General features: G+C 55.8%; 13 protein-coding genes and 1 pseudogene. 8 read left to right on the forward strand and 6 right to left on the reverse strand.

Translation table 11 applies throughout. The annotated features are described in order from the left end of the window. The first annotated feature begins 66 nt into the window (after positions 1-66). The 6 genes from NK667_RS14890 (at position 67) to NK667_RS14915 (ending at position 8,247) form a co-directional block, all read left to right on the forward strand. Complete coding sequence (locus NK667_RS14890; RefSeq protein WP_054615254.1) at positions 67-2,361, forward strand: AAA family ATPase; 2,295 nt, start codon at positions 67-69, stop codon at positions 2,359-2,361. Further along, positions 2,358-4,205, forward strand: a complete 1,848-nt coding sequence (locus NK667_RS14895) for a UvrD-helicase domain-containing protein (protein WP_054615255.1) — start codon at positions 2,358-2,360, stop codon at positions 4,203-4,205. The genes NK667_RS14890 and NK667_RS14895 overlap by 4 nt, the downstream gene beginning before the upstream one ends. Before the next feature lie 176 nt (positions 4,206-4,381). Then, entirely contained in the window at positions 4,382-4,642 is a 261-nt protein-coding gene (locus NK667_RS14900; RefSeq protein ID WP_054615256.1) for a hypothetical protein, read from the forward strand. Between the two features lie 101 nt (positions 4,643-4,743). Beyond that, positions 4,744-5,145, forward strand: coding sequence for a GFA family protein (locus tag NK667_RS14905; RefSeq protein ID WP_083471372.1), 402 nt, complete (start codon positions 4,744-4,746; stop codon positions 5,143-5,145). A 316-nt stretch (positions 5,146-5,461) separates the two neighbouring features. Then, on the forward strand, positions 5,462-7,618 hold the full coding sequence (locus NK667_RS14910; protein ID WP_054615257.1) for a TonB-dependent siderophore receptor: 2,157 nt from the start codon (positions 5,462-5,464) through the stop codon (positions 7,616-7,618). Between the two features lie 152 nt (positions 7,619-7,770). Next, the gene (locus NK667_RS14915) at positions 7,771-8,247 is read left to right on the forward strand and encodes a hypothetical protein (RefSeq protein ID WP_054615258.1); all 477 of its coding nucleotides are present in this window, start codon (positions 7,771-7,773) and stop codon (positions 8,245-8,247) included. Between the two features lie 74 nt (positions 8,248-8,321). On the opposite strand, the gene NK667_RS14920 is transcribed toward NK667_RS14915, so the two are convergent. The 3 genes and pseudogenes from NK667_RS14920 to NK667_RS32560 form a co-directional block, all read right to left on the reverse strand. Beyond that, complete coding sequence (locus tag NK667_RS14920; RefSeq protein WP_054615259.1) at positions 8,322-8,687, reverse strand: avidin-fold protein; 366 nt, start codon at positions 8,685-8,687, stop codon at positions 8,322-8,324. A gap of 166 nt (positions 8,688-8,853) precedes the next feature. Then, positions 8,854-9,156 carry a hypothetical protein gene (locus tag NK667_RS14925; RefSeq protein WP_054615260.1) on the reverse strand — a complete coding sequence of 101 codons (303 nt, stop codon included), beginning with the start codon at positions 9,154-9,156 and terminating at the stop codon, positions 8,854-8,856. Between the two features lie 103 nt (positions 9,157-9,259). Further along, positions 9,260-11,838: pseudogene (locus NK667_RS32560) on the reverse strand (bifunctional diguanylate cyclase/phosphodiesterase). A gap of 257 nt (positions 11,839-12,095) precedes the next feature. On the opposite strand from NK667_RS32560, the gene NK667_RS14950 reads away from it, so the two are divergent. After that, positions 12,096-12,455 carry a hypothetical protein gene (locus NK667_RS14950; protein ID WP_054615261.1) on the forward strand — a complete coding sequence of 120 codons (360 nt, stop codon included), beginning with the start codon at positions 12,096-12,098 and terminating at the stop codon, positions 12,453-12,455. A 1,323-nt stretch (positions 12,456-13,778) separates the two neighbouring features. On the opposite strand, the gene punC is transcribed toward NK667_RS14950, so the two are convergent. Continuing rightward, complete coding sequence (punC, locus tag NK667_RS14955; RefSeq protein WP_054615262.1) at positions 13,779-14,978, reverse strand: purine nucleoside transporter PunC; 1,200 nt, start codon at positions 14,976-14,978, stop codon at positions 13,779-13,781. Between the two features lie 123 nt (positions 14,979-15,101). Between punC and punR the strand changes: the two genes are divergently transcribed. Next, positions 15,102-16,031, forward strand: a complete 930-nt coding sequence (gene punR / locus NK667_RS14960) for a DNA-binding transcriptional activator PunR (protein WP_054615263.1) — start codon at positions 15,102-15,104, stop codon at positions 16,029-16,031. Between the two features lie 6 nt (positions 16,032-16,037). On the opposite strand, the gene NK667_RS14965 is transcribed toward punR, so the two are convergent. Further along, positions 16,038-16,358, reverse strand: coding sequence for a DMT family transporter (locus tag NK667_RS14965; RefSeq protein WP_054054943.1), 321 nt, complete (start codon positions 16,356-16,358; stop codon positions 16,038-16,040). Positions 16,359-16,426: 68 nt separating this feature from the next. Further along, the gene (locus NK667_RS14970) at positions 16,427-16,882 is read right to left on the reverse strand and encodes a carboxymuconolactone decarboxylase family protein (protein WP_054615264.1); all 456 of its coding nucleotides are present in this window, start codon (positions 16,880-16,882) and stop codon (positions 16,427-16,429) included. Positions 16,883-16,915 lie beyond the last annotated feature (33 nt).

The raw sequence follows: 16,915 nt of genomic DNA on the forward strand, positions 1-16,915 counted from the left end.
CTTTTATTGTTATAGGCAGCTACATTGATAGCAGACTGATACTCCTCAGGTTTTCAAGGACGATCCATGCGCATCCAGCACGTAGAGATATCCAACTTCCGAAAACTGCTTTCTGTGCGAATTGACTTTGCTAATGAGACCACGCTGCTTGTAGGTGCAAACAACAGCGGCAAATCCTCAGCCATGCTCGCACTCCGGAGATTTTTGGTTTCGAAGGCTTCTGCTTTTCGGCTCCAGGACTTGACTCTTTGTCATCTCGCCAAGCTGTACGAAATTGGTAAAGAGTGGGAGAACCCACCAGCAAACTTTGAAATTCCTACAGCCAAGGACTGGACAGACTGGCTCCCTAGTCTGGATATCTGGGTGTCGGCAGACCAAGGAGAGTTCCACTTCATTCGCGATCTTATACCCAGCTTTGCGTGGCGCGGGGGGCTTGTGGGAATGCGTTTCCTGCTTGAACCAGATGATATGAATACGCTGTACACGGACTATCGCAAGGAGCGCGCTAGGGTTGCAGAGCTTGAGGATGCTATAGGGAAGGAAGACCCGCCTGGTAGCCCGCTGACACTATGGCCGCAGAGCCTTCATGATTACTTGAACCGTCGCCTTGGAGATAAATTCAAGATTCGTTGGTACCGCCTAGATCCGCAACAACTTAAGAAGCCTGACAAGTCGACTCGAATGGCTCAAATGCAGCAACTGAGTCCTACTACCCTGCCCCTAGAAAGCAATCCCCTCAGTGGATTAATTCGAGTACATGAGATCAATGCACAGCGGGGATTCGGCGACCATTCGGACGACAATCAAGGCGACAACGCTAGACCCAGCGGCGCTCGAAAACTCTCGGAACAACTTAGATCCTATTACTCCCGACACCTTGATCCAGGTGACAGCCCAGATATCTCAGATCTCGAAGCGTTGCGGGCGATAGAAGCAGCACAGTCGGCATTCGATACCAGGCTAAGTAGCAGCTTCGACACTGCTATTAGAGAGGTCGAGGGATTGGGCTACCCCGGCCGAAATGACCCACGCATCAAAGTCAAAAGTCGCCTGGCAACAACTGACGGCATGAATCATGAAGCGGCCGTCCTTTTTGAGTTGGATTCAATTCAGGGCGCCCCAGGAGCCCCTCCACTTCATCTACCAGAGACCGCTAACGGGTTGGGATATCAAAACCTGATATCTATGATTTTCCGGCTGATGGGTTTCAGGGATGAGTGGCTAAGAAAAACCAGAGCCGCCAGCACGGAAGTTATAGACCGGGTCGAGCCCATCCACCTCGTGCTCATTGAGGAGCCTGAGGCCCACCTTCATGTTCAAGTGCAACAGGTGTTCGTGCGACACGCCTACCAAGTTCTATGCCGAGACGCTTTGCTTGAACGCTACCCAAATCTGAAGACCCAGCTTTTGGTGAGCACGCACTCTAGCCATGTAACTCATGAAGTGGAGTACCAGAACCTTAGGTACTTCAGGCGACTCCCAGCTGGAATGTATGGCATCGGCGTACCGGTGTCGACGGTCTCTAATCTCTCTAACGTTTTCGGCGAAGAAACAAAGACGAAAGAGTTCGTAACTAGGTATCTGCGGGCACAGCACGCAGACATATTCTTCGCCGACGCCGTTATCTTGGTAGAGGGCTCAGCAGAGCGAATGATGCTGCCGCATTTTTTGCGGAATAAGTTTCCATTTCTTGACCGCTGCTACATCACAACCCTCGATATCGGTGGCAGTCACGCACACCGACTAAGACCTTTAGTTGACGCCCTTGGCATACTCACCCTTGTTATTACAGACCTCGATGCAGGGCTTAATAAAGCCGCAAAACCGGTGCAAAGAAACGCAAATCAGATTACGAACAACCCGACATTGCGGAGCTGGATGAAGCTGATGCATCTGGGCAGCACAGTGGATGAGTTGCTTGAGCTGCCTGCGAACCAAAAAGAGCACGAGATCGACGAACTGTACTCGGTACGCATCGCCTATCAAACTCCTATTCCCACCCACCTGCCGGCTTCTGGTGAAGCAATACAAGCTCTTCCAAATACCTTTGAAGACAGCTTTGTGCTTAGCAACGCTGGTCACTTTGCGGAAAAGACAGGGACAACCGGTTTAATGAAGGCTTTCGTTAAAGTTTTGAATGAATCGCAAACATCGGAAGCTGTCGGGGAAGGTTTTTTCAACGAATTACGCGAAGGAAAGAAAGCAGAGTTTGTGTTACTCGTTTTAGCTGACAAAAACTTTCCCAGCCTAAAAATCCCTGAATACATCAGTGAAGGCCTCAACTGGCTTGATTCCAAATTGCGAAGCAAGCAAAGAGAGCTGCTGGTAATTCCGCCCGAGGCCGCGGAGGTAACGCCATGAGCGAGGCAGCGGTCGCGGATGCCGACACCACTATGCAGGCCTGCCTGAACTTGACAAATCCGAAGAGTTTTTTTCTTTACGCAGGTGCCGGCTCAGGAAAAACTCACTCACTAGTAGAGGCTATCCGCGAACTCAAAAATCGCGAGCGAGAACGCCTGACGTTCGAGGGCCGGCGCATTGCGGTGATCACCTATACAAATGCGGCCTGCGACGAAATTCTTCGGAGGCTAGAGTTCGATTCACTCGTGGAAGTCTCGACCATTCACGCGTTCGCATGGCGTCTAATCCAAGGATTCGACAACGAGATCAGAGAGTGGCTAAGGATCAAACTTGCCCAGGACATTGAGAAGATCGAGGGCGAGCTAGCCCGCTCGAGAGGTGACAATAAAACCTCTCGAGGAAACAGACGGAAGCTACAAAGCAAAACCCGCAGACTTGAGACTCTCGACGAGATTACGAAGTTCGTCTACAGCCCCACGGGTGACAATAGAGAGCGGCAAGCACTTAATCACGATGAGGTAATCAAATTAACTGCAGCATTCGTTCCTGAACGCCCTTTGTTGGATGTTCTGGTAGACCGCTACCCAGTTGTATTGATCGACGAAAGCCAGGACACCCACGCTCCAGTAATGCAGGCTTTTCTGAAGGTCCAGCAATTGGCGCAGACACGCTTCTGCCTAGGGCTAATGGGCGACACCATGCAACAGATTTACGGCCATGGAGTAACGCGCCTTGATAAAGCGATACCGGGTGACTGGCTGAAACCTGAAAAAGTCGTTAATCGCCGCTGCCCTCGTAGAGTGGTCGACCTGATCAACGTAATTCGAAGCACTGCAGACACTCATCAGCAGACCTCAAAGCCTGATGCCATTGAAGGTGTAGTGCGCATGTACTGCATTAGTCAAAGCCAAGAACAGGCACCAAATCTTGAGGAAGGCATCGCTCATTCGATGGCTGCAATAACCAACGACGGCGAATGGGCCACCGGCCCTGATGGCCGAAAGACCTTGATCCTCGAACATAAGATGGCTGGACGGCGGATGGGCTTCGAGAAACTGTTCACGCCCCTATACGCGGTTGAGCACCTTCAAACAGGCTTGCTGGATGGAACCCTGCCCGCACTTCGCGTTTTCAGCGAAGGCGTTCTTCCCATCCTTACCGCAAAGGATGATCACTTCCTTCTGCTTGAAGCCGTACGCTCTCGCTCACCCTTGCTCAGCAAGGACGCGATGCAATCAACAGGGGATCAATCGGCTCACATGCAGCATGTAGAGGACGCGACGCATGCCCTGCTCGCCCTTTTCGAATCAAACGATCCAACACTGATCGAGGTCGCAACGCTTCTGCTGCAAACCCAACTGCTTGATGTCCCTGACAATCTGGTTGGGGCAATGGTGTTGGGAGCTCCTGGTGAGGCTCCAGATCCTGAAGATACGAACGCGATGACCAACTACGCCTATCAGCAATTCCTTGAGCGTCCATTTTCGGAGCTGGCAGCCTTTGCGAGTTATGCGGATGGCCTTTCACCCTATGGCACACATCAAGGTGTAAAGGGACTAGAGTTTCCACGGGTCATGGTTGTCATCAACGATGAGGAGGCAGGCGGCTTCTTATTCAGCTACGACAAATTGCTGGGTGTAAAAGAACCAACGAAGACTGATCGGGACAACGAGCGTGACGGCAAGGACAATGCACTAGCACGTACTCGTAGGCTACTTTACGTGACGTGTAGTCGGGCTGAAAAAAGCCTGGCGATTGTCGTATACACACCCCAGCCGACCCTGGCCAAGCGAAACGTAGTTGCTGCTGGCTGGCTTCAGGAGAGCGAGGTCGAAATCCTGTGAGGCTTCCTCCCTGGTCTTTAGACAGGTCCATCCGAAGCCGAGATCAAAGGGCAGTTCAGCGTAACTCCAAAAAGTATTCAAGAAATTCCGATTGTAAAATGTAAACCCGTTTGGCGGCTGCTTCGGGGGGTGGCGACTTATGAGCGTTAGCTGCGCTTTGTGGGGAGTGCTAATACGTGCCTATCACCGGAATCGACCTGGTCCCGGCTTCCCTGCTCATCGACACCCACGCTCCACTCGACGTCCTGCAAGCCATGGCCGATTACCGTATTCGCACGGTCACGCAGGTACTGGAAAACATCGCCTACCGCGCCGAGGCCGGTTGCGACACGGTGGTACTGGCAGACTTCTCCAAGCTGTTAGTCATTCCATTACGCGACGGTTGCGACTTGATGGATGTGATCGGTCGGCGTTTGCGGGCGCAGGTTAAGGCGTAAATGAAAACGGGCGCTGTGATGGCGCCCGTTTTTTTGTGTCCGTGATGCCGTAGCATGGTGGGTCTTGCCTCTCCCCTTCTTTTGTCGAGTAACCGATGAACATGGATGAATTTCATCAAGGCAGCTGTCTCTGTGGCGCGGTGCGCTATGAAGTTTCGGGTCAACTAAAAGCCGTGTCCCACTGTCATTGCAGCAAATGCCGAAAGGCCCATGGCGCCGCATTCGCGACGTACGCCAGCGTTCCCCGGTCGGACATTTCCATCGCGAGCAGTGTCGACGCGCTGAAGCGTTATCAATCGTCAGCCGGGGTCACGCGGCAGTTTTGTTCGAGCTGTGGGACTTCGTTGTTCTGGTCGGATTCGAATGGTGCGTTTGCGGATTGGATTTCGATTGCGGTCGGTACGCTTGATACGCCGTTCAACCCGCCCAAGCAGAAACACGTGTGTGTCTCGTCGAAAGCCTCCTGGTTTGAAATAGAGGATCGTTGGCCTCAAGAGGGTTGATGGTTGCTTGTTCGATTTGAATGATAAAAACGGGCGCCGTGATGGCGCCCTTTTTTGGGTTTGCGCGTAATGAATTTCGGTTGTTTGCAGCGCACCCATCATCGTGATTTCCGCTCGTATTTGCGCCCCAGCGACCCCGTCTGATTGCCCGGCCAGCCCTTCCTGATGCGCCGTCCTTCACTCTGCAAATGTGAAAAATTTGTTAAATCCCTGTCCGCAAAGGGTTTTTACAAGCGAAACAATCTGACACACTCGCGAGAATAATTCTCAATACGATTATCATTGCCAAGGACGGCCGTCAGGGAGAGTCAGATTCATGCTTGGGCATCAACCGCAAAGCCGCACGCCTTTTTCACCTGGTCTTCTGGCCGTTGCCATCTACTTCGCAAGCACTCATGCCGCTATCGCCGCTGAAACCGCGAACCCGCCCGCAACGCTGGTACTGGATGCAACCAGCATCACCAGCGAGCAGCTGGGTGCGACCACCGAAGGCACCGGTTCCTACACCACCGGGCCGATGCAGACTGCCACCAAGTTGCCGTTGACCATGCGTGAAACCCCGCAAGCCGTGACGGTGATTACCCGTCAGCGCATGGACGATCAGGCCATGACCAGCGTGAACGATGTGGTGAAGAACACGCCCGGCCTGTTCCTCAGTCAGTCCAGCGGGCCGGGTCGTCAGACTTACAGTTCTCGCGGTTTCGACATCGACAACATCATGTACGACGGTCTGCCGAGTTCCTATTCGGGCTACACCATGGGCGTGCAGCCTAACCTGGCGATGTTTGATCGCGTGGAGGTGATTCGCGGTGCCACGGGGCTGGTCACCGGCGCTGGCAATCCGTCGGCGGCGATCAATATGGTGCGCAAACGCCCGACGTTCACGCCGCAGCTCAGCCTGACGGGTGCGGCCGGCAGTTGGGATGATTATCGCGGCGAGTTTGATGCTTCCGGTCCGCTCAACGACAGCGGTACGTTGCGCGGAAGGATGGTCGGTTCTTACCGGGATGCCGACAGTTTCCGCGACAAGGAGCAAAGCGACCACGGCCTGTTTTACGGGATTGCGGAAGCGGATCTGAGCGACAGTACCACCGCGTCCCTGGGCTTCTCTCGCCAAGAGGACCAGACCAATTTCTTCTGGGGCGGTTTGCCGCTCGGCACGGACGGTCACCACCTGAATCTGCCCCGCTCCACGTATCCCGGCACGGATTGGGAAAACAAAAAGCTGCGGGTCGACACGGTGTTCGGTGACATCGAGCATAGCTTCGACAATGACTGGAAATTGCACTTCGCTGGCTCGACGTCAACGCTGGACGGCATGTTCTCCGGGACTTACCTGTCGCGCTACGACGGTCCGCTGGAGACTACTGCGTGGCAATCGAGGCAGGACGAAAAGCAGACCGCGTTCGATACCTATGCCAGCGGCCCGGTGGAAGCGTTCGGGCGCACGCATGAGGTGGTGATCGGCACCAGCAAGCGCATTTACGACAACACCAGCAAAAACTACAGCCCTTACGACACCGGGTTGCCGATCGGCGCGCCGAAACCGGATTTCGTGCGTGACGGCAAAACCCACAACATCACCACTCAGGACGCCGTTTACCTGACCACTCGCTTGAGCCTGGCTGATCCGCTCACGTTGATTCTCGGCGGCCGCCTGGACTGGTATGACTACGACGACCGCTCGGGGGACGGCGACTATAAGGTCACGCGCAACCTGACGCGCTACGGCGGCCTGATCTACAAGCTCGACGATCACCATTCCGTGTACGCCAGCTACACCGACATTTTCACACCGCAAACCTCGCAGGATCTTTCCGGCAAATTGCTTGATCCGATCGTGGGAGAAAACTACGAAATCGGCATCAAGGGCGAGTACTTCGATGGCGCGCTCAACGCCAGCCTCGCGGTGTTCCAGACCGACCAGAAAAACCGCTCCACCGAAGCCGCCACTCAACTGGGTTGCCCGGTCCTGACCTGCTACGAAGCCTCCGGCCTGGTGCGCAGCCAAGGGATCGACATGGAACTGCAAGGCGCGCTGACCGAAAACTGGCAGGTCGGCGCCGGCTACACCTACACCCGCGCCCACTACATCAAGGACTCCGACCCGGCCAACAAGAATCAGCGTTTCGAGACTGACACGCCTGAGCATCTGTTCAAGCTTTCGACCGTCTACCACCTCCAGGGCCAGCTGGAAAAACTCCGTGTGGGTGGCAACGTCTATTGGCAAAGCCGCATGTACAACGACGTCGCTGTGGCCAATGGGACTTATCGGCTTGAACAAGGCAGCTACGCCGTGGCCGACTTGATGGCGGGTTATCAGGTGACCAAGCATCTGGACTTGCAACTGAACGCCAACAACATCTTCGACCGCGTTTACTACGCGGCGATTGGCAGCAGCACTGTGTGGGGCTCCACGGATACCTATGGCGATCCGCGCAGTTATCGGCTGACGGCGAAGTACAGTTTCTGACGATAAGAGAGCCGTTGGACTCAGGTGCAGGCGATGGTTGTTCAACCATCGCCAACGTCGATAGTCACCATCACGTCAATGAAGTTCTCATAAAAAATCCTCGGCGTAACATCCGCTCCATACCCAACTAACAACACCCGGAGCACACGATCATGAAACGCCAAATCCTTCTCAGCATCGCTTTCTCGGTTTTCGCAGTTAACGCTTTTGCAGCGCCTTCTCGCACAATGATCGCCGAAGGTGGTTCGGATCGGTTGATTGAAAGTCGTGTGGCTGAGGGTGGTTCGGATCGGTTGATCGAGAATCGTGTTGCTGAAGGTGGTTCGGATCGTCTGCTGGAAAAACGCGTTGCCGAAGGTGGTTCCGATCGTCTGATTGAGAACCGCGTTGCTGAAGGTGGCTCGGATCGTCTGCTCGAAAAACGCGTTGCCGAAGGTGGCTCGGATCGTCTGATCGAGAATCGCGTCGCTGAAGGCGGTTCGGATCGTCTGCTGGAAAAACGCGTTGCCGAAGGTGGCTCGGATCGTCTGATCGAGAACCGCGTCGCTGAAGGTGGCTCTGATCGTCTGCTGGAAAAACGCGTCGCTGAAGGTGGCTCCGACCGTCTGATCCAGAATCGCACCGCATAAGTAAATAGCTTTAAAGCAGTCCCCAACAAAGAGCCCGGCCTGATCAGCCGGGCTTTTTCACATCTGAAACTCCACTATGCGACTAACTCGACGTAGCTCGACTCCCCGCCCCCACTCGCGCCCGACAACCAGCCCCACACGAAAGCCAACGTGGTACGCCCTGCGTCATCAACGCCAACCGTGCCGCGAGACCAGCCGGCAAGCATCTCGCCATCCGTCGTCAAGCAGTGATAAAGCAGCTCGATGCTATCGGGACCTGTCACGCGCCCGACTTGATGCCCCATTCGTATCCGGCCGCCCTGGTAAGTACCCGAAATGGCAGCGTCTTCGACCTGGTAATGAAATACGGTGCCTGCGCCGGATACCCCGTGCGCGTTACCCGCTACCGTAAATCGGCGATTGTTCAAACGCTCGCTAATTTGAGAAAAGCCAGTTTCCATAGATGTCGCGTCCTTGAGTCGAGAGGTCCATTCCAGCGTCGATGATCTTAAGCCATTGTGTCGCGACTTATTAAGGCACTGCTTTGCCTGTCGATGACGCTGCAAATTCAAGACAATAAAAAACCCGGTCTTATAAGCCGGGCTTTTTTGTATCTGAAATCAGGTCTTAGTGCGCATTCAACAACATGAAGATACCCATCACCACCCACAGTACCGAGATGTACTGCATCGGCACAAAGAACAGCGTGTGTTTCTTGCGGAAGACAACTTCGCCGCCAGTATCTCTATCGATGTAGACCTTGCCCGGCTGGTTGTTCATCCGGTGGCCAACATAGGCGTTGACGGCCGCACCGAGCAGTAGACCGACACCCAGCCCGAGCCCATTGCCGAGCCCGGCGAAAGGTATGACGCAGAGTAGCGGGATAACAACTGCCAGAAGGCCCCATCCTTGCCAAATAACAAAAAACATAACGCATCCCTGGTTAATTTTTGAGGCGCGCAATCTAACAAAAAAACCGTGGCAGCGGTAACATTTTGAAATCAATTAGCCATCAGCATCCAACTGAGGCGATTCAAACGATGCTTTTGGCTCCTGCATGTTCCACCAACGCGTTGAACGCCCCAATCTCCAGCGGCCGGCTCAAGTAGTAGCCTTGACCTTCATCGCAGGACACCGCTTTCAGCAATCGCAGATGCTCCGCCGTTTCAATTCCCTCTGCCGTCACGGTGAGCGATAACGCACGCCCCAACCCGACGATGGCCTGGACGATCGCCTTGTCATCTTCGCTTTCAACCAGTCGACTCAAAAAGCTGCGGTCGATTTTCAGGCCGTCGAAAGGGAATTCGCGCAGGTAACTCAGCGACGAATATCCCGTGCCGAAGTCGTCCATGGATATCCGCACGCCGAGGCGCTTGAGCGTTCGCATTACCTCCAGCGCACCAGCGGCATCTTCAAGCATGACGCTTTCAGTGATTTCCAACTCTACCCGGGCGGGGTCGATGCCCGAGTCGTGCAGGGTTTGCTGAATGCGCTCGATCAGGTTGCCTTGCCTGAATTCGATCGGTGAAAGGTTGATGGAAACGAACAAACTGTTCGGCCACTGGGCGGCGCAGTTGCAGGCGGTATTGATGACCCAGTTGCTCAACGCGAGAATCAGCCCGGACTCTTCGGCAATCGGGATAAACGTGTCGGGCGGAATTAACCCGCGTACGGGGTGTTGCCAGCGAACCAACGCTTCGGCACCGACCATCTGACCGTCGGCGATTCGATAGCGAGGCTGGAAATGCAGGCGCAGTTCACCGTGTTTGATCGCATAGCGCAGGTCACTTTCCAGGCGACGTCGCTCAATGATCCTGGCGTTCATGTCACCCGCGTAGAAGCGCCAGGTATTGCGCCCTCCAGCCTTGGCCTCGTACAACGCAATGTCCGCGTAACGAAGCAGCTCGGCCGCCTCAAAAGCGTCCGTTGGCGCCATCGCAATGCCGATACTGGCGCTGACGAACACTTCTTGCTCGCCAATTACTATAGGCCGCTCAATCGACTCGATCAGGCGACGACAGAGCGCCTCGACCTCGTCCTGGGTGCTGACATCCGTGAGGATCAGGACAAATTCATCGCCCCCGACACGCGCGACAAGGTCCCCATCGCGCACGCAGTCGGCCAGGCGAGTCGATACCTGGTTAAGGACCAAATCACCGGCGGCGTGCCCGAGCAAGTCATTGACCGGTTTGAACCGATCCAGGTCCAGGCTGAGCATGATCAACGGTTGCTCCGCCGTCGGCAGCGCCTTGAGTTTGCCGTCAAGAAACTCCTGAAGACGCGTCCTGTTGGGGAGCCCGGTCAAGGCGTCGTGCTGCGAGAGGAATTCGATCCGGCGACGGGCTTCAACTTCCTCTGTGACATCGGTCGCGGTCCCGCGGAATCCGTCCCCGGTCATTTCTCGAGCCGAGAGACGGGTGATTCGCTCCTGACCGTTGCTGTCGATATAGCGACACTGGACGCTGATGTCGGGGCGGCGCTTCGGGATGCTGAGCCACTGCGACAACGTGCCGGATTCGAGATGCAACAGATCATCGATCACAGCTCCGGTCCAGGCGTCTCTGGAAAGTCCGGTAACGACTTCGAATCGCTCGGACAAGAAGGTCAAACGCCAGTCGGCATCGATCTCCCAGACCCAGTCCGAACTGGCTTCAACCACGTCGCGAAAACGCGCTTCGCTGGTAGCGAGCGCTTCCTGGCTGCGTTGCTGCAATGTGTAGCTGGCATCGAGTGCCTGCGCCGCGGCGGTCGCACGGCGCAAAATGAACCAGGTCATCAGGCACACCAACAGCGCAGCGATGCCGATCAATGGCAGCCCTACCCCCAATAAACGCAGGCCGGGCTGTGATGAACTCCAGTGCAGGCGACCGGCCGTGCCGTCATCGCCCAATGCAAGGAATGATGTTGTGCCCATTTCGTCAGGCGTGGCGGCGTGCAGGCGATCGACCCCGAAATCGTCGCCGATCAGGGCCAGCTTGGTGCTGTTCAACATATCCACGAAAATCAACACCGACGGCGGCTTCTCGTCAGGCACTACGCTCGGGTCGGTTCCCGGGGTAATGGCGGCGGCCGCGATGAGGGTGGGTATGCCTTTCACATTGATGAAGGTGGTTGTAGGCGTTTCTGTCTCGGCGCCGGCACGTGCTTTATCGAGAATCCCGGCCAGGAGGACTGCTCCAGCCACTCGGCGGCGTCAACGGGCTTGAGCTCACCCTTGATCACGGAGTAAACGGAGCGATTGGCGTCGTCGACGACAAACACCCCCTGGAAGCCAAAATCCGAGTACAGCGTTGAACCCACGTTTTGCCGGGTGTAGGCCCAGTCAATGTCTATATCCGTGTGCAGATGCTTGTAGGCATCACCCCAAAAGGCGTAGTCCTTGACGGTTGAGCGCAGGGATTTTTCCAGCGATTGCACGGCCTTCTTTGTATAGAAAGCGCTTTCGACCTCTTCTGTGCGGTCCAGATCATGCGCGAGATAAATCAGCGAACCGCTTGCCAGTAAAAACACGGCCGCCAACAGCCCCACGAATTTGAATAGAGAGGCACGTGCCAGCGAAAGGCTCGATCGATTGGCGAGCGTTGAGACGATAGGGGCGAGATTGTTCGGCATAATTTCCCGCTGGTCGTGGATGCAAGGCGCTTGCACATAAGGCTATCGGCTGTGATGACAGAATAGTGAATCATCTGACTTTTGCCTGACGGCACCTTAAATCGCGGGTTCAGGGTGGAAAATCGCCAGTGCAAAGGCGCCCTCCTCAACCATTGCCCGCGTCGATAGTCACCATCACATCAATGAAGTTCTCATAAAAATTCCGGGGCGTAACATCGCATCCATACCAACCAATAACTCCCCCGGAGCACACCATCATGAAACGCAAAATCCTTCTCAGCATCGCTTTCTCGGTTTTCGCAGTTAACGCTTTTGCCGCGCCTTCTCGCACCATGATCGCTGAAGGCGGTTCCGATCGCTTGATTGAAAGCCGAGTGGCTGAGGGTGGTTCGGATCGTTTGATCGAGAATCGTGTTGCTGAAGGTGGTTCCGATCGTCTGATCGAGAATCGCGTTGCTGAAGGTGGCTCTGATCGTCTGATTGAGAACCGCGTTGCTGAGGGTGGCTCTGATCGTCTGATTGAGAACCGCGTTGCTGAAGGTGGTTCGGATCGTCTGCTCGAAAAACGCGTTGCCGAAGGTGGTTCCGATCGCCTGATCCAAAACCGCACCGCATAAATGAATGGTTTCATCGCGGTACTCAACAAAAAGCCCGGCCTGATCAGCCGGGCTTTTTCGTGCCTTAAACCCAACCTGTAGCAGCTGGCGAAGCCTGCGTTCGGCTGCGAAGCAGTCGTAAAACCTGAGTGCACGGTTTCCCTGAAACACCGCGTTGACCTATTTCGCGACTGCTTCGCAGCCGAACGCAGGCTTCGCCAGCTGCTACAGGGAACGTGTTTTGTTTGGGATTTTCAGAGTTCCGTTACTGATCTGCCTCAATCGCTGAAGACAGTTCCGATCATCTAATCGAAAACCACTCTGCATAAATGAATGGTTTCATCGCGGTACGTGCCTTAAACCCAACCTGTAGCAGCTGGCGAAGCCTGCGTTCGGCTGCGAAGCAGTCGTAAAACCTGAGGGCACGGTTTCCCTGAAGCACCGCGTTGACCTATTTCGCGACTGCTTCGCAGCCGAACGCAGGCTTCGCCAGCTGCTACAGGGAACGTGCTTTGTTTGGGGTTTTCAGAACTTCGTTACTGATCTGCCTCAATCGCTGAAGACAGTTCCGATCATCTAATCCAAAACCACTGTGCATAAATGAATGGTTTCATCGCGGTACGCCTTAAACCCAACCTGTAGCAGCTGGCGAAGCCTGCGTTCGGCTGCGAAGCAGTCGTAAAACCTGAGGGCACGGTTTCCCTGAAGCACCGCGTTGACCTATTTCGCGACTGCTTCGCAGCCGAACGCAGGCTTCGCCAGCTGCTACAGGGAACGTGCTTTGTTTGGGGTTTTCAGAACTTCGTTACTGATCTGCCTCAATCGCTGAAGACAGTTCCGATCATCTAATCCAAAACCACTGTGCATAAATGAATGGGTTCATCGCGGTACGTGCCTTAAACCCAACCTGTAGCAGCTGGCGTAGCCTGCGTTCGGCTGCGAAGCAGTCGTAAAACCTGAGTGCACGGTTTCCCTGAAGCACCGCGTTGACCTATTTCGCGACTGCTTCGCAGCCGAACGCAGGCTTCGCCAGCTGCTACAGGGAACGTGCTTTATTGGGATTTTCAGAACTTCGTTACTGATCTGCCTCAATCGCTGAAGACAGTTCCGATCATCTGTTCCAAAACCGCACCGCATAAATGAATGGGTTCATCGCGGTACGTGCCTTAAACCCAACCTGTAGCAGCTGGCGTAGCCTGCGTTCGGCTGCGAAGCAGTCGTAAAACCTGAGTGCACGGTCTACCTGAAGCACCGCGTTGACCTATTTCGCGACTGCTTCGCAGCCGAACGCAGGCTTCGCCAGCTGCTACAGAACGTGTTTTGTTTGGGGTTTTCAGAACTCTGTTACTGATCCGTCTCAACCCGCCCAAACCGTTCCACCTCTCCTCGCTTGCGTCCCTGAATCCAATACCCCAACACCGCCACCGGCACGGTCCCCAGCATCACTATCACCGCAGTTTGCAACGGCTGCTCGATCCAGGTCGACACCAGCAAACTCGCGCCAAAGCACGCCCCCAGTTGCAACGCGTTTTGCAGTGCCGCTGCTTTGCCGGAATTTTCCGGGAATGGCATTAGCGCATTCGTAATGATGATCGGGAAACTGGCACCGTTGACCAAGCCCATCAGGCAAAACGGGATCAGTAATGTGGTCAGGGTCGGCGTGGTCAACGTCGCCACCAGGTACAGCGCGACCATGCTCAGGCAAAACGCGAGGATCAGCCACGGCAGCATCAGTTGGCCGCTGATCCGTTGCAGCAAACTGCGGCAGCTAAAGCCGCCGATCAGGAATCCCAAGGTTGGAAGTGCGTAGCTCAGGCCGATGTCGCTGGGGCTGTAGCCCATGCCGCCGAGGATGAACGGTGAGGCAGTGAGCCACGCGAAGAATGCGGCGGAGCAGGCAGCGTAGATCAGCACGTTGCCGCTGAAGGCCGGTGTCTTGAGGAGTTTTCCGAAACTGATGCGGGAACGTTCGCCGCTGGCTGTCAGGCGTTTCGGTGTGGTTTTGAGCAACGCCGTGGGCACCAGCAATGCGACGCTGATGCCGAGCAACACGGCAAAAATCGCCTGCCAGCCCCAGTGATTGAGCAGCATCGCCCCCAGCAGAGGCGCGAGTGCGGGTGACAGGGACATCAGCGGAATGATCCCGGCGAACAAGCGATTGGCCTGGTGTGGCGGGTAGCGGTCGATCACCAGCGCTTGCCAACTGACCGCCGCCGAGCACACGCCGACGGCCTGGATAAAGCGCAGCGCCCAGAGTTGCACTTCGGTTTCAACCCAAAACATACCGAGGCAGCCCAGTGCGAACAGGCTCAAGCCCATTAACAGCACAGGTTTGCGGCCGATGCGGTCGGACAACGGGCCCCACAACAATTGCCCGACGGCAAACCCGGCGAGGAAGATGCTCAGGCTCGCGCCGACCGCGCCGGCCGACAAGTGCAAATCGCCGCCAAGGACGCCGAACGCCGGGAGATACATGTCCATGCCCAGGTAGCCGAGCACGCTCAGCCCAATCAAGTAGCAGGTGAAACCAAACGAGTTTTTCATCAACGCCCTAACGGAATCTTCAAATCAAATAATTTGTTAGCAGCGTGCCATTATGGGCGGTGAGACTTTGCTGTGAAGCGATAATAATTGGACGGTCTTATCAATATTTTTGAAGGCAACTGAATGTGGTCTGAATATTCCCTCGATGTGGTGGATGCCGTGGCTCGGCATGGCAGTTTCAGTGCGGCGGCGCAGGAGCTGCACCGCGTGCCGTCGGCGGTCAGTTACACCGTGCGCCAACTGGAGCAATGGCTGGCGGTGCCACTGTTTGTGCGGCGGCATCGCGATGTCGAGCTGACGCCGGCCGGCAAGCTGTTTATCGAGCAGGCTCGCGGGGTCATGAAAAACATGCTCGACACCCGACGCCTGTGCCAGCAAGTGGCCAACGGCTGGAGCGGCCAGTTGAAAGTCGCGGTGGATGCCATCGTTAAACAGGAGCGCTGCCGGCAATTGGTTCTGGATTTTTATAAACAGTTTCCCGACGTGGAATTGCTGCTCGGCTACGAGGTGTTTAACGGTGTGTGGGACGCCCTCGCCGATGAGCGCACCGACATCGTGATCGGCGCCACCAGTGCGGTGCCGGTGGCCAGTCACTACAGCTTTCGCGACATGGGCCTGTTGAACTGGTTGTGCGTGGCCAGCGCCGGGCATCCGTTGGCGGCAATGGACGGTCCGCTGGACGACGATCAACTGCGCCCCTACCCCGCGCTGTGCATGAACGACACCTCGCGCCACCTGCCGAAACGCGATACCTGGTCGCTGGATAATCAGCGGCGGCTGGTGGTGCCAAATTGGGCCTCGGCCCTGGATTGTTTGCGTGAAGGTTTGTGCGTGGGCATGGCGCCGGCGCACCTGGTGATCCCGCTGATCAAGCAAGGCGAACTGGTCGCCCTGAACCTGCAACGGCCCTTCGCCGCCAGCCCATCGTGCGTGGCGTGGAATCAAAACAAGCTTTCGCCCGCCATGACCTGGTTGCTGGATTATTTGGGAGATGCCGAGACGATGAATCAGGAGTGGTTGAATGGCGTTCTGATCGTTGACGATGAAATGTGAACCCGATCAATTCGCCGACACCAACTTCAACCCGATAACGCCGCCCAAGATCAGCGCGATACAAAGCACCCGCAACGGCGTGGTGGAATCCCCCAATATCGCCATCCCGAGAATCGCCGTGCCCGCCGCGCCGATGCCGGTCCACACCGCGTAAGCCGTGCCCACCGGCAATGAACGCAGCGCTATGGAAAGTATGTAGACGCTCGACACCCCGGTAGCGGCGGCGATGAGTCCCGGGGTTAATCGGGTGAAGCCTTCCGAGCCTTTCATCGCAAACGCGAACGCGATTTCGAGGATGCCGGCGAGACCTAGTAATAACCATGCCATGGTGACAACTCCTATCGTTTAGCAAATGAGAAGTGAGCGAGCGCCGACGCGGCGCTCGCCTAAAGGGTTCAGGCTTTGTTGGCCGCCGCAGGGATCGAGCGGAATGTCACGCCGAAGCGGTTAAAGGCGTTCATCAAGCCGATGGCGTAAGTCAGGTCGGCCAGTTCTTTGTCGTTGAACTCGGCGGCGGTGGCTTGATAGTCCGCGTCTGGCACGCCGGTTTCGGCCACGTTCGTGACGGTTTCGGCCCAGGCGAGAGCGATGCGATCGCGGGTGCTGAATACGGCACCGGCATCGCGCCAGACCGGCACCAGCACCAGTTTTTCCACACTGACGCCGAGTTTGATCAGGTCCCGCGAGTGCATGTCGATGCAGTAGGCGCAGCCGTTGATTTGCGAGACGCGCAGGTACACGAGGTCGATCAGTTCGTGGGGCAGACCGGATTTTTGCAGGGTGACGTAGACGCCGCCGAATGCCTTGTAACCGTCGGGAGAAGCGCTGGCGTAGTCGATGCGATTAGTCATGATGAATCCTCTGTTGGCTGATTTGAGGACTCC

Origin of the sequence: Pseudomonas nunensis, from assembly GCF_024296925.1 — a bacterium.
Lineage (GTDB): Bacteria > Pseudomonadota > Gammaproteobacteria > Pseudomonadales > Pseudomonadaceae > Aquipseudomonas > Aquipseudomonas nunensis.

Coding starts and splice junctions, on each gene's coding strand:
- NK667_RS14890 (WP_054615254.1), top strand. CDS start 67: ATGCGCATCCAGCACGTAGAGATATCCAACTTCCGAAAACTGCTTTCT.
- NK667_RS14895 (WP_054615255.1), top strand. CDS start 2,358: ATGAGCGAGGCAGCGGTCGCGGATGCCGACACCACTATGCAGGCCTGC.
- NK667_RS14905 (WP_083471372.1), top strand. CDS start 4,744: ATGGATGAATTTCATCAAGGCAGCTGTCTCTGTGGCGCGGTGCGCTAT.
- NK667_RS14910 (WP_054615257.1), top strand. CDS start 5,462: ATGCTTGGGCATCAACCGCAAAGCCGCACGCCTTTTTCACCTGGTCTT.
- NK667_RS14915 (WP_054615258.1), top strand. CDS start 7,771: ATGAAACGCCAAATCCTTCTCAGCATCGCTTTCTCGGTTTTCGCAGTT.
- NK667_RS14920 (WP_054615259.1), bottom strand. CDS start 8,687: ATGGAAACTGGCTTTTCTCAAATTAGCGAGCGTTTGAACAATCGCCGA.
- NK667_RS14925 (WP_054615260.1), bottom strand. CDS start 9,156: ATGTTTTTTGTTATTTGGCAAGGATGGGGCCTTCTGGCAGTTGTTATC.
- NK667_RS14950 (WP_054615261.1), top strand. CDS start 12,096: ATGAAACGCAAAATCCTTCTCAGCATCGCTTTCTCGGTTTTCGCAGTT.
- punC (WP_054615262.1), bottom strand. CDS start 14,978: ATGAAAAACTCGTTTGGTTTCACCTGCTACTTGATTGGGCTGAGCGTG.
- punR (WP_054615263.1), top strand. CDS start 15,102: ATGTGGTCTGAATATTCCCTCGATGTGGTGGATGCCGTGGCTCGGCAT.
- NK667_RS14965 (WP_054054943.1), bottom strand. CDS start 16,358: ATGGCATGGTTATTACTAGGTCTCGCCGGCATCCTCGAAATCGCGTTC.
- NK667_RS14970 (WP_054615264.1), bottom strand. CDS start 16,882: ATGACTAATCGCATCGACTACGCCAGCGCTTCTCCCGACGGTTACAAG.